The sequence below is a fragment of the Roseofilum sp. SBFL genome (genome assembly GCF_017746885.1).
GTDB lineage: Bacteria > Cyanobacteriota > Cyanobacteriia > Cyanobacteriales > Desertifilaceae > Roseofilum.
Map to the genome: position 1 here is coordinate 41,924 of NZ_JAGHZH010000197.1, position 14,096 is coordinate 56,019.

Annotated in this window: 15 protein-coding genes and 1 pseudogene; 10 read left to right on the forward strand and 6 right to left on the reverse strand. The window is 46.9% G+C overall.

Going from position 1 to position 14,096, the window contains the following annotated elements:
- The first annotated feature begins 61 nt into the window (after window positions 1–61).
- The 5 genes and pseudogenes from acs to J7545_RS23445 form a co-directional block, all read left to right on the forward strand.
- Entirely contained in the window at window positions 62–2,032 is a 1,971-nt protein-coding gene (acs, locus tag J7545_RS23425) for an acetate--CoA ligase (protein WP_318720197.1), read from the forward strand.
- A 130-nt stretch (window positions 2,033–2,162) separates the two neighbouring features.
- Window positions 2,163–2,912, forward strand: a complete 750-nt coding sequence (locus tag J7545_RS23430; RefSeq protein ID WP_318720198.1) for a calcium-binding protein — start codon at window positions 2,163–2,165, stop codon at window positions 2,910–2,912.
- A 734-nt stretch (window positions 2,913–3,646) separates the two neighbouring features.
- Window positions 3,647–4,615 carry a calcium-binding protein gene (locus J7545_RS23435; protein WP_318720199.1) on the forward strand — a complete coding sequence of 323 codons (969 nt, stop codon included), beginning with the start codon at window positions 3,647–3,649 and terminating at the stop codon, window positions 4,613–4,615.
- 96 nt (window positions 4,616–4,711) lie between these two features.
- Window positions 4,712–4,852: a hypothetical protein gene (locus J7545_RS23440; RefSeq protein WP_318702345.1), complete on the forward strand. Its 141-nt coding sequence runs from the start codon at window positions 4,712–4,714 to the stop codon at window positions 4,850–4,852.
- Window positions 4,821–4,946: pseudogene (locus J7545_RS23445) on the forward strand (IS4 family transposase); the annotation flags it as partial. The gene J7545_RS23440 and the pseudogene J7545_RS23445, both read left to right, overlap by 32 nt.
- A 79-nt stretch (window positions 4,947–5,025) precedes the next feature.
- Here the strand turns inward: J7545_RS23445 and scpB are convergent.
- Window positions 5,026–5,577, reverse strand: coding sequence for an SMC-Scp complex subunit ScpB (gene scpB / locus J7545_RS23450; protein ID WP_318702341.1), 552 nt, complete (start codon window positions 5,575–5,577; stop codon window positions 5,026–5,028).
- A gap of 26 nt (window positions 5,578–5,603) precedes the next feature.
- Window positions 5,604–6,455 carry an ABC transporter ATP-binding protein gene (locus tag J7545_RS23455; RefSeq protein ID WP_318702339.1) on the reverse strand — a complete coding sequence of 284 codons (852 nt, stop codon included), beginning with the start codon at window positions 6,453–6,455 and terminating at the stop codon, window positions 5,604–5,606.
- Window positions 6,456–6,471: 16 nt separating this feature from the next.
- Here J7545_RS23455 and J7545_RS23460 point away from each other — a divergent pair, with 16 nt between their 5' ends.
- On the forward strand, window positions 6,472–6,633 hold the full coding sequence (locus J7545_RS23460) for a hypothetical protein (RefSeq protein WP_318702338.1): 162 nt from the start codon (window positions 6,472–6,474) through the stop codon (window positions 6,631–6,633).
- Between the two features lie 168 nt (window positions 6,634–6,801).
- On the opposite strand, the gene J7545_RS23465 is transcribed toward J7545_RS23460, so the two are convergent.
- Together J7545_RS23465 and guaD are read right to left on the reverse strand one after the other, a co-directional pair.
- On the reverse strand, window positions 6,802–7,509 hold the full coding sequence (locus J7545_RS23465) for a Uma2 family endonuclease (protein WP_318702337.1): 708 nt from the start codon (window positions 7,507–7,509) through the stop codon (window positions 6,802–6,804).
- Between the two features lie 49 nt (window positions 7,510–7,558).
- Entirely contained in the window at window positions 7,559–8,899 is a 1,341-nt protein-coding gene (gene guaD, locus J7545_RS23470) for a guanine deaminase (RefSeq protein ID WP_318720200.1), read from the reverse strand.
- A gap of 93 nt (window positions 8,900–8,992) precedes the next feature.
- Here guaD and J7545_RS23475 point away from each other — a divergent pair, with 93 nt between their 5' ends.
- On the forward strand, window positions 8,993–9,934 hold the full coding sequence (locus J7545_RS23475) for an aldo/keto reductase (protein ID WP_318702333.1): 942 nt from the start codon (window positions 8,993–8,995) through the stop codon (window positions 9,932–9,934).
- Here the strand turns inward: J7545_RS23475 and J7545_RS23480 are convergent.
- Both J7545_RS23480 and J7545_RS23485 read right to left on the reverse strand, forming a co-directional pair.
- Window positions 9,912–10,604: a phytanoyl-CoA dioxygenase family protein gene (locus J7545_RS23480; RefSeq protein ID WP_318702332.1), complete on the reverse strand. Its 693-nt coding sequence runs from the start codon at window positions 10,602–10,604 to the stop codon at window positions 9,912–9,914. The two genes, J7545_RS23475 and J7545_RS23480, sit on opposite strands and share 23 nt — an antisense overlap.
- Before the next feature lies 1 nt (window position 10,605).
- On the reverse strand, window positions 10,606–11,109 hold the full coding sequence (locus tag J7545_RS23485; protein WP_318702330.1) for a GNAT family N-acetyltransferase: 504 nt from the start codon (window positions 11,107–11,109) through the stop codon (window positions 10,606–10,608).
- Between the two features lie 256 nt (window positions 11,110–11,365).
- Here J7545_RS23485 and J7545_RS23490 point away from each other — a divergent pair, with 256 nt between their 5' ends.
- From J7545_RS23490 to J7545_RS23500, 3 genes are read left to right on the forward strand one after another with little or no spacing between them, the layout of a single operon-like run.
- Window positions 11,366–12,553 (forward strand): TRC40/GET3/ArsA family transport-energizing ATPase, encoded by a 1,188-nt coding sequence (locus J7545_RS23490; RefSeq protein ID WP_318702329.1) that lies wholly within the window; start codon window positions 11,366–11,368, stop codon window positions 12,551–12,553.
- A gap of 35 nt (window positions 12,554–12,588) precedes the next feature.
- Window positions 12,589–12,750: a rubredoxin gene (gene rd / locus J7545_RS23495; RefSeq protein WP_318720201.1), complete on the forward strand. Its 162-nt coding sequence runs from the start codon at window positions 12,589–12,591 to the stop codon at window positions 12,748–12,750.
- The gene (locus J7545_RS23500) at window positions 12,750–13,979 is read left to right on the forward strand and encodes an NAD(P)/FAD-dependent oxidoreductase (RefSeq protein ID WP_318702327.1); all 1,230 of its coding nucleotides are present in this window, start codon (window positions 12,750–12,752) and stop codon (window positions 13,977–13,979) included. Before rd ends, J7545_RS23500 begins: the two co-directional genes overlap by 1 nt.
- Window positions 13,980–14,096 lie beyond the last annotated feature (117 nt).

Consider the following 14,096-nt stretch of genomic DNA (forward strand, 5'->3'; position numbering starts at 1 on the left):
TATTGGGCTGATTCTGGATTACAAAGAGTGATAGACCTTTAGTTAAGATCGTCTCTATAGCATGTCACAACCAACAATTGAATCGATCCTTAAAGAAAAACGTCAATTCCACCCCTCAGCAGAATTTGCCCAAAATGCCCAGATCAAAAGTCTGGAAGAGTACCAACAGCTCTACGAAAAAGCCAAAGCTGACCCCCAAGGCTTCTGGGCAGAACTGGCAGAACAGGAATTAGATTGGTTTGAAAAGTGGGATCGAGTTTTAGACTGGGAACCCCCCTTTGCCAAGTGGTTTGTGGGTGGAAAGATTAATATTTCTTATAACTGCCTCGATCGCCACTTGAAAACCTGGCGCAAAAATAAAGCTGCCCTCATCTGGGAAGGAGAACCGGGAGATTCGCGCACCCTGACCTACGCCCAACTGCATCGAGAAGTTTGCCAAATGGCCAATGTCTTGAAACAGTTAGGGGTGCAAAAAGGAGATCGCGTGGGGATCTACATGCCCATGATTCCGGAAGCGGCGATCGCCCTTTTAGCCTGTGCCCGCATTGGCGCACCCCATACCGTCATCTTTGGTGGATTCAGTGCCGAAGCCCTCAAAGACCGACTGCTAGATGCTGAAGCTAAACTGGTCATTACTGCCGATGGAGGATGGCGTAAAGATAAGATTGTTTCCTTGAAACCACAGGTCGATAAGGCGATCTCCGATAATGCCGTTCCTTCCGTCGATAACGTCCTTGTTGTCCAGCGCACCAACCAACAAGTGCATATGGAACCCGGCCGCGACCACTGGTGGCACGACCTGCAAGCCGGAGTCTCCGCTAACTGTCCAGCCGAACCCATGGACAGCGAAGACATGCTCTTCATCCTCTATACCTCCGGAACCACGGGCAAACCCAAAGGTGTTGTCCATACCACGGGCGGTTATAACCTCTACACCCACATGACCCTCAAATGGGCCTTCGACCTGCAAGAAACCGATGTTTATTGGTGTACGGCTGATGTGGGCTGGATTACCGGCCACAGCTATATTGTCTATGGCCCCCTCTCCAATGGAGCCACTACGGTCATGTATGAAGGGGCCCCCCGTGCATCTAACCCCGGTTGCTTTTGGGATGTGGTCGAAAAATATGGCGTAACCATCTTCTATACTGCTCCAACTGCCGTTCGCGCCTTTATTAAAATGGGAGAACATCATCCCAACGCCCGCGACCTCTCTTCCCTACGAATTCTGGGAACGGTGGGCGAACCCATTAACCCAGAGGCTTGGATGTGGTATCACCGCATTATCGGCCATGAAAACTGTCCCATTGTCGATACCTGGTGGCAAACGGAAACTGGCGGATTTATGCTCACTCCCTTGCCCGGAGCTATTCCAACTAAACCGGGTTCGGCAGCGTTCCCCTTCCCTGGCATTTTGGCCGATATCGTAGACCTAGAAGGTAATCGAGTTGAGGACGATCAGGGAGGCTACTTGGTGATTCGCCATCCCTGGCCGAGTATGATGCGAACCGTTTACGGCGATCCGGATCGCTTCCGACGCACCTATTGGGAACATATTCCTCCCAAAGATGGCCAATATCTCTATTTTGCCGGCGATGGAGCGCGTAAGGATGAGGAAGGCTATTTCTGGGTGATGGGCCGGGTTGATGATGTGGTTAATGTATCCGGACACCGTTTGGGAACCATGGAAATTGAATCGGCTCTGGTTTCCCATCCTTCTGTCGCTGAAGCGGCTGTGGTAGGGAAACCGGATGACCTCAAAGGGGAAGAGATCGTGTCTTTTGTTACCCTAGAAGGTACATATAGTGCGTCAGAAGACCTGGAGAAAGAGTTAAAGCAGCATGTGGTGGGTGAAATTGGGGCCCTGGCTCGTCCTGGAGAAATTCGCTTTACCGATGCTTTGCCGAAAACGCGATCGGGTAAAATTATGCGTCGTTTACTGCGATCGCTCGCTGGAGGCCAAGAAATTGCTGGTGATACCTCCACCCTAGAAGACCGCAGCGTACTTGATAAACTGCGCGAAGACTCCTAATAGCAGGGTATGGTAGGCAGGATATTGTTGTTGAAATTGAACGATATGGCTTCTACGTGTCCTGCCCAACCTACGATTGCCCTATTCCCTATTCTCTATTCCCTATTCCCTATTCCCTATTCCCTAAACCATGGTAACTACCCCTGATTTTTCTTTCTTTCCTCCCCGTCAATTAGCAACAGATTTTAATGATTTTATTGTCTTAAATTCTGTGCCAGGACAGAACTCCTTAATTGGCTATGCTGGGGGAGCCTGGGCCTTAGCAGGAAACGACACGATCTTTGGGTCTAATCTGAATGAAGTCATTTTAGGGAACTTGAACAACGATCAATTGCGAGGAGGCTCGGGCGGCGATCGCCTCTTAGGAGGACAAAATGAAGATCTCCTCTTTGGTGAAAACGGAGATGACCTCCTCCGAGGAGACCTGGGTGATGACCAACTCTTTGGGGAAGCAGGGAATGATACCCTTAGAGGAGGTCAAGGTAACGATGTCCTTAACGGGGGAATTGGCCAAGATTTTATTATCGGAGATTTAGGATTTGATAACCTCTCTGGAGGGGCCGGCTTTGATACCCTCGTTTTTCGTACTGATGAAGCCAACCTTAACCCCAATTTCGTAGATGTAATCCTGGACTGGAATCCCACCCAAGACTTAATTGGCCTGACCAATGGATTAAGCTTTTCTAACCTCGGCTTTGATACCAGTCACAACCTAGCTGGAGGAGGAGCCAACGATACTTTGATTATTATTGGTGCAACCGGGCAAAGCCTAGGAATTGTTGTAGACTACACCCTAGGTTTAGGGCCAGCTAACTTTACGAGTATTACTCAAAACGATTTACAAGTGGGTTCTAATGTCTTTTTTCCTCTGATCCCGTAAATTCAAGACGAGCAGGAAATTGAACCCCTGCCGTTGTAGTCTGGAATAACCTAAATTATAGCCATCCATTTTTAGTGAGGATCGAACTTTGGTAACTACTCTTTTTGACGGAACTTTAGGCACTCGGCCAGGCCAACAAGGTGAACTGACCCTACAACAAATTCTTCCCCCTCCCGCTGCTCCTGCGGCTAGTGAGACCCTAGGAAATATATCGAGTCACTCTCAATACAGATTTTACTGGAGATGGACAAACAGGTTTTGTCGGTTACACCAATTACCAAGCTAACCTACAAACCCTTCAAATCACTCCAGTTAATGCTAATTTTCCTAATCTCGATCCCACGGCTGGCTATACTATATCCTTTAATTTAGCGATTGATTCAGAAAATAGTCCCGATCCCACCCGGTTTGGCTTCAGTGTTCTAGCTGTCAGCAATGGCGGTCAAAGTGAGATTGAACTGGATTTTGAAAGCAACCATATTTCTGCTCCAGCTACTGATTTTAATTCAGCTACTGAATCCGTTAATTTTAACACGACTAATGCGACGAACTATACGCTGGCCGTCGAAGGTAATAGCTATACCCTTTCAGCCAATGGAACGGAAATTTTAACTGGCGCTCTTCGCAACTATGACTTTAATCAAGCGGCTACTCCCTTACCGTTTAATCCTTATGACACTTCTAATTTCCTATTTTTTGGCGATCTAACCGGTCGTGCTAGTTCGACCTTTTCTTTGGGTTCTGCTGCTGTAGAAGTCGGGACAGCAACGCCAACGCCAACCCCAACGCCAACGCCAACCCCAACACCGACTCCAACCCCAACACCGACTCCCACTCCAACACCGACTCCCACTCCAACACCGACTCCAAGTGAACCGACTCCCACTCCCACTCCCACTCCAAGTGAGCCGACAGCACCTCCCAGCCCAACCCCAACCCCAACCCCAACGGATCTTACTCTGACTCCTGACTCAGGGTTCGCCATTGCTCGTCTGATGGGGACCGATATTGATAATGTGATGGTTCTAAGTTCTACAGTGGGGAGAAACTCCCTGATGAACTATCCAGGCGGAGTGTGGGCTTTGAATGGGAATGACCAGGTTTCTGGGTCATCCTTAAGTGAGGTGATTTTAGGGAATGAAGGTAATGATACTCTACGAGGAGCGGCAGGAGGCGATCGCATTTTAGGCGGCCAAAATGACGATTTTCTCTCTGGTGAAGAGGGCGATGACCTCCTGCGCGGAGATCTCGGTAATGACCAAATTTCTGGGGGTGCAGGCAATGATACCCTTCGCGGTGGACAAGGTAACGATCTGCTCAATGGTGGCGCGGGACAAGACTTGCTCATTGGCGATCTAGGGACTGATTTACTCACCGGTGGTGTAGATGCAGACACCTTTGTTTTCCGTACTGATGAAGCTAGTGATAATACAAGTTTAATCGATCAAATTCTCGATTGGAATGCTACGCAAGATCTGATTGGTTTGACGGATAGTTTAACTTTCTCTGCCCTAGAGTTTGACATCAGTGGTAATTTAGCCGGTAGCTCGGCTAACGATACCTTAATCCGCATTGCAGCCACCGGACAAAGTTTAGGGGTTTTGGTCGATTACACGGGGGGCTTAAACAGTAGTAATTTTGTCTCCATGTCAGCGGCTCAAATGCAGGTGGGAGCTGAAGTGTTTACTCCTCCTATTCCTTAGTAGTAAGGGTTACAGCACTTTTTTTGCTGAAGTGGTACATCTCGATCTCCCTAAATACCCAGTCATTTCTAATAATAATGAGACCGGGTTGTAGGGTTGAACGGCCGTTCGACCCTACAGGTGTTAAATTATGCCTACCATGACAAGGAAGGGGCGATCTCCAGCCCCTTCCGAGAATCCCGTATCGGCAACAAGATTATCGCGCTTGCTGTTGACGATGCTCGACAAACGGGGTAATAGCAACAGTGATGAACGGCTGGATTTACTCGAGAGTTTTGAGAGTCTTTTCCCCGATGCTGAAATTGCCTACCTCACAGCTGACTGTGAATTCAAGCGTTCACCGCCTCAACCCCCCACACTCTCTACCATCGAGCCTCTTTGTCACCCCTTGAGGAAATCTAGTTTTTGATTTAAGAGGGTTCGAGTTTGGGTAATTCGGTTTCTGGTTCTTCGAGTGCTTGGGACGCGACTAAACTTTCTTTCAGGGAGCTGAAGGGTTGGGGGAGGTCTTCTAATTGGAAATATTGATGAAATTTAGGGGTGACTTGTAGGCGAAAGGTGCGATCGCCCATTTTTTTGCGTTTACGCACTAATCCCAATTCTACCAGTTCTCCGACATGCTGATAAGCGCCACTGCCGCGCAAGTCTACTAATTCGGTTTGTAAGATGGAACCACTCAAGGCAATAGCCGCTAAGGTTCGCAGCGCACCTACCCCTAACTCAGCCGGAAGTAAATTATGGGTGAGATCTTGAAACGATTCTCGTAATTGCAGACTATAGCCAGAAGGGGTTTCTAAAACTTCTAGGGCACTATCCCGGTGAGCATAATCGGAAATTAACTCAATTAAGGCTTCTTCGGTATCTTCCTTGCTGCATTGGGCTAATTCAGACAAGTCATTTAAGCTAACGGGTTGACCTTTTAAGTAGAGAATCGCTTCAATTGTAGTGGCTAAACGGGGCATAATTGGGATCTGATAACCTAGACCCTTTAGTCTAACTGTCTTCCGGTTAATTCGACAAAGATATCTTCTAAGTTCGAGGGGCGAACCATGAAACCGGTTTTATCGGGTTGCTGTTCTAGATACTCGTTGGCTGCGGCTAAGTCGGGGAAAAACAGGTAATCCCAGCGATCGCCTTTTTGTTTGATGACTAAGCCTTCTCCATGTTTTTGCCGCAATTCTTCTAGGGTTCCCAGTTCAATTAAATGTCCCCCATCCATGATGCCGATGCGATCGCATAAATATTCCACTTCTTCCATATAATGGGTGGTCAGTAACATGGTCATTCCCTGCTCGTTTAAGCCACGAATAATTTCCCACAACCGCCGACGGGTTTGGGGATCTAGGCCGACAGTGGGTTCATCTAGGAATAAAATATCGGGTTCATGGAGCAGCGCTCTGGCAATTTGTAGACGGCGTTTCATCCCCCCAGAGAGGGTTTTTACCCGGTCTTGACGGCGATCGGCTAATTCGACATACTCTAACCATTGATTAATTTTCTCTTGGCGCACGCGATTTGGAATATGATGTAAGCGCCCGTGAAACTCCATATTTTCCCAAACGGTTAAATCAATATCGACGCTGGTTTGTTGCAATACCACGCCAATTTTACGCTTCACCTGTTGTCCTTGTTGAACTACATTATAGCCGGCAACCTCAATCTGCCCGTCGGTTGGTCGGGTGAGGGTGGTTAACATGCGAATGGTGGTTGATTTTCCGGCTCCATTGGGTCCGAGTAAGCCAAACATTTCTCCGGGTTGAATGGTAAAGGAGAGGCGCTCCACCACCGGAGTTTTATTATAGACTTTACAGACATTTTCCAGAGATACCGCAGCATCCATAGGATTTAGTGACGGGTTGAGAGATGAATTAACATATCTTAACAGTTTACGGATTGTGGCACAAGGGGCGATCGCCGCACTTACGGATAATGGGAAGAAGGTAACATTGCTCCTCCAAGTGCAACGAGAACGGGAGAGATCGCAGCAAACTCGGCTAGAACTGCAACAATTGCAGTAATCCCAGCGTCAAGCGATCGCCCCAGAATTAATCCCTAAAATGCTATTGAGTTAATATGGGTTGAGATGCCCTCGATCTAAAAAGATGTGAAGATATTTGAGAGTGCGATCGGTGCTCCATTGGCGCAGTTTCTCAACCTCATCTAAGTTTTTCACGCTAACAGAGCAATCAACTCAAATCAATTGTTAACTGCTCTACAAACCCAGCATGTTCCTTGGAAGCGATACCCTGTTGCAAAACTTGCAATACCTCCATCATTTGATTATTTCTCAGGGCATCGACGGCTAACCATAACCCTGGAAACACCTGGGAGCGAATAATACCCTGTTCATCGGCGACGAGGGGTTGATACTCTCCTGCGACTAAATGAAACCAGTCTAAACGCTGTTCAAAAGATTGCCACACTAAATATTCCGCCACTCCATTACGACGATAGACTTGCCGTTTATTGCCTAAGTCGATCGCCGCACTACTAGCGGCAATTTCCACCACTAATTCCGGTACACCTTCTAAATAGCCATCTTCGGTTACTCTTACACCTCCCCCGACTTGGCGATCGCGCATGAGGACAATATCTGGTTGGACATCATTATCCAAGTCTAAGCGTACTGTAGGTTCAATACCCGATAATGTCCCTGGAGTAAATGCCGCATAAGTTTCTAAACAAGTTGCTAAACGACTATGGGGTTGGGCATGATATGGAAAGCGTAAGGGAGAAGCCACGTAAACAATTCCTTCAATGAGTTCTGCTTTGCGAATATGGGGAGCGGCAGCATAACGACGCTCGAATTCTGGGCGCGAGAGGCGATCGCCACTTTCGAGCCAAGGGATAGAAGTCTCAGGTTTAGGAGATTGGCGGAACAAATCAGTCGTCATCTGAGTGTCCTGAATTTTATTGTTTTAATTATAGTAGTAGCAGATCGAATTAGGGTTGTTCGAGACTTTGCCAGAGGTTACCGAGAATATAGGTGGCTTCAATCGTGCGATCGTCTCCTAAAATCATCAAGGTAAACAGTTGATCCGCTAGCTCAGATAGATTTTCGGGTGGAATTTGGTTCTGATTGCGTAATTTCATTAAGGGGGTTGGGGCAGGATTAATAATGATAAAATCCGCTTCTTTCCCCGGTTCAAAATTGCCGATTTTATCCTCTAAATGCAGGGCTTTCGCTGCACCTAATGAAGATAAGTAAAAGGCTTGGAAAGGGGAAAGGGCTTGTCCTTGCAGTTGCATCACTTTATAGGCATCTCCCATGGTTTTAAGCAGTGAAAAGCTGGTTCCTGCGCCGACATCGGTGGCTAACCCAACGGGAATGGGAGGGGATTGGATTTGGGTTTGGTTTAAATTAAATAATCCGCTACCGAGGAATAAGTTAGAAGTGGGACAAAAGGCGATCGCGCTCTGACGCTCACTTAAGCGTTGCAATTCGGAGTCACTCAAGTGGATACCATGAGCGAAAATTGAGCGCTCTGTGACTAATCCGAATTGTTCATAAACATTGAGGTAATCGGATGCTTGCGGAAAAAGTTCCTTAATCCAGGCAATTTCTTTAATATTTTCAGATAAATGGGTATGGATATAGAGGTCTGGATATTCACTAAAACTACCCGCCAGCTCTAATTCTTCTGGGGTTGAAGTGGGAGCAAAGCGGGGCGTTAAAGCATAAAGCAATCTATCCTGATGATGCCATTTTTGGATTAAAGTTTGGGTTTGTTCATAGGCGGTTTGTGGAGTGTTAATTAAAAAGTCAGGCGCATTTCTGCTCATGAGCATTTGTCCGGCAATGATTCGCATCTGGCGCTCTTTAGCCGCCGTAAATAACGCATCAACAGACTGAGGGAAAATAGTCGTTAAAATGACGGCTGTCGTTGTGCCATTGCGCAGCAGTTCATCCAGGAAAAAATTAGAGAGTTTTTGAGCATAGTCTGGAGCTTGAAATTTTTTCTCTACAGGGAATACATATTTTTCTAACCATTCTAATAACTGCTCTCCATAGGAAGCGATCATTTCCGTTTGCGGACAGTGGAGATGGAGGTCAATAAAGCCGGGTAAAATCAGTTTTCCGGAATAGTCTGTGATGTGGAGATGGGGATATTGAGAGCGCAGAGCTGGGTAATCGCCAACCGCTTTAATCTGACCTTGCTCTAAAATTAATAGACCATCGGGAAAATAGCGCACGCTCTCTGATTCCCGACAATGGAAAGGGTTATGGATAAAATCAGCGATTGCACCCCGGAAGGCTGAATAAGTAGCAGAATTAGCAGACATGGAGCAGATAATTTACAGTAAGTTTTCGGAGGTCTCTTGACTTGGGTCAGATTATTCTAGTATATACAAGTATTAAGTCATCAAAATTTAGCCATGGAAACGGTGCAACTGGGTCAAACGGATATTCGAGTCACGCCCTTGGGAATTGGTACATGGGCTTGGGGTGATAAACTGTTTTGGGATTATGGCAATACCTATGGCGAAGCGGAAATTAGAAAGGCATTTGCAGCAACCCTAGATGGGGGAATCAGTTTTTTCGATACGGCGGAAGTGTATGGTTTGGGAGAGTCGGAATCTTTAATTGGTCGGTTAATGAAAGAAACCGGGCGATCGCCCCAAATAGCAACGAAATACTTCCCCGTGCCTTGGCGACTTAAAGCGGAAACCGTATCTGAGGCGATTACCAATAGTTTGAATCGGCTGCAAGTGGACTCTATTGAACTCTATCAAATCCATCAACCAGTCAGCTTCTTGATGAGCCAAGAAACCTTGCTTAACACGTTAGGGAATGAAGTGACGCGGGGCAGAATCCAAAGCATAGGAGTGAGCAACTATTCCGCCCAACAAATGCGCGAAGCTCATGATATTTTAGCTCAAAAAGGGATTCCTTTAGCCGTAAATCAGGTGAAGTATTCCTTGCTGAGTCGGAAAATAGAGAGCAATGGAATTCTAGATACTGCCCGCGAGTTAGGCATTACAATTTTAGCTTATAGTCCCCTTGCCCAAGGGTTATTGACGGGTAAATATACATCGGTCAATACACCCGTCGGAGCGAGAAAACTTAGTCCGGAATTTGGTCGGGAAGGATTACGAAAAATTGCTCCTGTGATTTCGCGCTTAAAACGAATTGCCGATCAATATAAGAAAACACCTTCTCAAGTGGCGTTGAATTGGCTAATTTGCCAAGAGGTAATTCCGATTCCAGGGGCGAAAAGTGCCAAGCAAGCCCAAGATAATGCAGGGGCTCTAGGATGGAGCTTGAAACCGGAAGATGTGCAAGATTTAGAAGAATTTACCCGTCCTTGGTTGAGTTAGAGTTGATATCCCAATCCATCCCTTCAGGAAGTCGATAGCTGCTATATTCAACTTGAATCACTCGGCGATGGATGGCATGGGTGGCTTTACTCGAGGCATGAAGAAGTAGGGGTTTCATTGCCATCACCGATCCAGGTTGCACAGTACAATTAACAGATGGTTGGGTTTGCACAATTTCTTGTATTTGAGCTGTTGATAAAATACCCTGTAAATGACTTCCTGGTATCACGCGCAAGCAGCCATTTTTAGGTTCAGCAGCATCAAGATGAATGCGAAACGTGACCATTTGATTGAGGACATTTGCAGGCGGGTGAACATGGGGTATAGTGTCCTTAATGCTCCATGGCCCCCAACCTGGAATTTCTTTTTTATGAGAAACCGCGATCGCCCTATCCTGATGCCAAGGAACCAGCCAGTTATTGCTGGGAGTTTTATCGAAGAATAGAACGCGCACCACCGAAGGAGAATCCCCCAAATAGTCTTGAGCTTTTTGCAGCAACTTGGGGGAATAAACCAGATCCCGAACTGTTCTCAGGTGGTGGTGGAGATTGCGTAGTCCCCCTTGAGTCGGTTTGAGGTGCAGAGCATTTAACTGTTGCACAATTGGAGCGAGCGTCTGCTGTCCAATAAAGGGTTCTAAAATTTCATAGCCTTGACGCGAAAAAGTCATGTTAACTGAGTTTTTTCACCATCCAAGTTGACAGGGCTTGGAAGCCTAACTTATCGTACAAGGCGATCGCTGGTTTATTCTGACAAAAGACTTGCAGACTAATTTGCTGCTCTCCTCGCTCTTTGGCGTAAGCTTCAGCTTGCTCCATCAATGCCGATCCCAGCCCCTGGCGGCGATGTTCCGGTAAGATATAGAGGAGAAAAATATGGGTATGGTGCTGTCCATTCACTTGATCCACCGCTTTCCCCATCCATAAACAACCAATGGGTTGAGAGCGGGGAGTCGAAGAGAGGAAATCGGAAATTTGTGGATCTTCCACTTTCTCCACCCACCAGAGGGGAGTCGTCTGAGCAAAGTGTAACTCGATCGCCTGATTTAAATGGGAAAAATCCTGCCCTGGAAATAACTCCTCATAGGTTTTGTGCATAAAGCTAATCAGCATGTCGCGCTCCATCACCCATCCAGCGCGAATCCGATAGCCTGGAACCAATTCATTTTGTGCCATTTACAAAAGAGAAACAGATAGTCACACTCTATCGTAGGGTAAAACTGGTTTTAATCCCTAATAGGGATTTACAGTGCTTTGCTTGCGTTATGAGGGACAGTGTTGAATCCTCAGGATTTAGTATAAGGAATGGATATTAAACAGAACTGGGGGGGCATCTTGGGTGAATCTTGTCGATCGCTAAGGGGTGCGATCGCTGGTAAAACCCGGTAAAGTAAAGAAGTGTAAACCATTTTCAGAAAAAGCCAAACCACCCATGCGTGTAATCTTAATGACCGGGAAAGGCGGAGTCGGGAAAACCTCCGTCGCAGCAGCAACCGGGTTACGTTGTGCAGAACTCGGCTATAAAACCCTGGTTCTCAGTACCGATCCTGCCCACTCCCTCGCCGATAGTTTCGATCTAGAACTAGGTCACGAAGCGCGATTAGTTAAACCCAACCTTTGGGGGGCAGAACTCGATGCTCTCATGGAGCTAGAAGGCAATTGGGGAGCTGTCAAACGCTACATTACCGAAGTCCTGCAAGCGCGGGGTTTAGATGGGGTACAAGCAGAAGAACTGGCCATTTTGCCGGGAATGGATGAGATTTTTGGCTTAGTCCGCATGAAACGCCATTATGACGAAGGCAAATATGATGTCCTCATTATCGACTCTGCCCCCACCGGAACCGCCCTCAGATTGCTGAGTATTCCCGAAGTTGGGGGGTGGTACATGAGACGGTTTTACAAACCCTTGCAGGGGATGTCTGTGGCGCTCAGACCCCTTGTAGAGCCATTGTTTAAGCCCATTGCCGGATTTTCCCTGCCCAATAAAGAAGTGATGGATGCGCCCTATGAATTTTACGAGCAGATCGAAGAATTAGAGCGGGTTTTAACCGATAATAAGCAAACCTCGGTACGGTTGGTGACGAATCCAGAGAAAATGGTGATCAAGGAATCTTTACGCGCCCATGCCTATTTGAGTTTGTATAATGTTTCTACAGATTTAGTGGTCGCTAATCGCATTATTCCCGATGAAGTTAATGACCCCTTTTTCCAACGTTGGAAAGCTCATCAACAGGAATATCGCCAAGAAATCCATGAAAACTTTAGCCCGCTCCCGGTCAAAGAAGTGCCTCTATTCTCCGATGAAATGTGTGGCTTAGAATCCTTGGAACGCTTGAAGGAAACGCTCTATAAAGAGGAAGACCCGACTCAAGTTTACTACGAAGAAAATACGATTCGAGTGGTACAAAATAAGGATCACTATAGCCTGGAACTATATTTACCTGGTATTCCCAAAGACCAAATCCAGTTGAATAAAACCGGGGATGAGTTAAATGTACGCATTGGCAACCATCGGCGCAATTTAGTTTTACCCCAATCTTTGGCCGCTTTAAATCCATCCGGTGCGAAAATGGAGGAAGATTATCTTAAGATTCGGTTTACGGAGATGGTGAAGGCTTAAAATCGGGATTATTTGAGATCTTCAAGGGGAGAGTCATGAAAAAATATATTTGCACAGTTTGTGCCTATGTCTACGATCCCGAAGAAGGAGATCCCGACAGTGGGGTTAAACCGGGTACAGCGTTTGAAGATATTCCCGATGATTGGATGTGTCCAGTTTGTGGTGTGGGTAAAGAGGATTTTGAACCAGAAGATTAATGGGTAATGATGGGATCTTGATTATTGGAGGGGGAGCAGCAGGGTTTTTTGCAGCCATATCCTGCAAAACTGCTCATCCCCAAACTGAGGTGACGCTCCTGGAAGCGGGCAAAACCCTGTTATCTAAGCTGCTGATTTCTGGAGGAGGCCGGTGCAATGTGACCCATGCTTGCTTCGATCCGGCCGCTCTGGTGCAGTCCTATCCCAGGGGAGCCAAGGCCTTGCGGGGTGCGTTTACCCGGTTTCAACCAAGCGATACGATCGCCTGGTTTGAGTCGCACGGGGTTTCTCTAAAAACGGAAAGAGATGGCCGCATGTTCCCCGTCACCAATGATTCCCAAACGATCGCCGATTGTTTAATCCAACAAGCGAAAACCCTGGGAGTCGAGATCCATACCCGTTCCCCAGTGCTGGGGGTGAATGCAGAAGATCGTCAGTTTCGGGTACAGGTGAAGTCGGGTCAAGAGTTACTGGAAATGAAGGGCGATCGCCTTTTGTTCGCAACGGGAAGTCATCCGAGTGGATATCAACTTGCTCAACGTCTCGGCCATACCGTGGTTCCTCCCGTTCCTTCCCTCTTTACATTCAAAATTAATGATGATCCCCTGCGGGAGTTAACCGGAATTTCGGTAACTCAAGCGCGAGTAGACTTACCCGAACTGAAATTAAGCCAAACTGGCCCGGTTTTAATCACCCATTGGGGATTAAGCGGCCCGGCAATTTTGAAGCTATCCGCTTGGGGAGCAAGAGATTTAAAACAAACTCAGTATCAAGCCCCTTTGAGGGTCAATTGGTTACCCCAATCTCGACCCGATGATTTGCGACAACTGCTGCTCAAGGTTAAATCCCAATTAGGGGCAAAAAATCTATGGGCGAATTGTCCTGTTCCGATTCCTCGTCGTCTGTGGCAATATTTACTGGAGAAAGCAGGGATTGGCGATCGCCTACAGTGGGCACAATTCTCCAAAACACAACTAAATAAACTCCTACAAACCCTTACTCAAGACCATTATCAAATTAGTGGCAAAGGCATTTTCAAAGAAGAATTCGTCACTTGTGGCGGCATTCCCCTCAAAGAAGTCAACTTTAAAACCCTAGAAAGTCGCTGTTGTCCCGGCCTGCATTTTGCCGGTGAAATTCTAGATATCGACGGCATTACCGGCGGCTTCAACTTCCAAAATGCTTGGACAACCGGCTGGTTAGCCGGCCAAGGTATGATACAAGAATGAAGTTACACCTAATATATAGTAGAGAAAGAGTTGGTTAGGACTCCAGTTCAATAGGGGAAACTTAATTAAAGGTCAAAAAATCAGTCTGTCCTTGAGTTTTGTCTGTTTTTCAAATGT

What these genes read in the sequence shown, in the direction of transcription:
- acs (WP_318720197.1), top strand. Translation starts at nt 62, where the DNA reads ATGTCACAACCAACAATTGAATCGATCCTTAAAGAAAAACGTCAATTC.
- J7545_RS23430 (WP_318720198.1), top strand. Translation starts at nt 2,163, where the DNA reads ATGGTAACTACCCCTGATTTTTCTTTCTTTCCTCCCCGTCAATTAGCA.
- scpB (WP_318702341.1), bottom strand. Translation starts at nt 5,577, where the DNA reads ATGCCCCGTTTAGCCACTACAATTGAAGCGATTCTCTACTTAAAAGGT.
- J7545_RS23455 (WP_318702339.1), bottom strand. Translation starts at nt 6,455, where the DNA reads ATGGATGCTGCGGTATCTCTGGAAAATGTCTGTAAAGTCTATAATAAA.
- J7545_RS23465 (WP_318702337.1), bottom strand. Translation starts at nt 7,509, where the DNA reads ATGACGACTGATTTGTTCCGCCAATCTCCTAAACCTGAGACTTCTATC.
- guaD (WP_318720200.1), bottom strand. Translation starts at nt 8,899, where the DNA reads ATGTCTGCTAATTCTGCTACTTATTCAGCCTTCCGGGGTGCAATCGCT.
- J7545_RS23475 (WP_318702333.1), top strand. Translation starts at nt 8,993, where the DNA reads ATGGAAACGGTGCAACTGGGTCAAACGGATATTCGAGTCACGCCCTTG.
- J7545_RS23480 (WP_318702332.1), bottom strand. Translation starts at nt 10,604, where the DNA reads ATGACTTTTTCGCGTCAAGGCTATGAAATTTTAGAACCCTTTATTGGA.
- J7545_RS23485 (WP_318702330.1), bottom strand. Translation starts at nt 11,109, where the DNA reads ATGGCACAAAATGAATTGGTTCCAGGCTATCGGATTCGCGCTGGATGG.
- J7545_RS23490 (WP_318702329.1), top strand. Translation starts at nt 11,366, where the DNA reads ATGCGTGTAATCTTAATGACCGGGAAAGGCGGAGTCGGGAAAACCTCC.
- rd (WP_318720201.1), top strand. Translation starts at nt 12,589, where the DNA reads ATGAAAAAATATATTTGCACAGTTTGTGCCTATGTCTACGATCCCGAA.
- J7545_RS23500 (WP_318702327.1), top strand. Translation starts at nt 12,750, where the DNA reads ATGGGTAATGATGGGATCTTGATTATTGGAGGGGGAGCAGCAGGGTTT.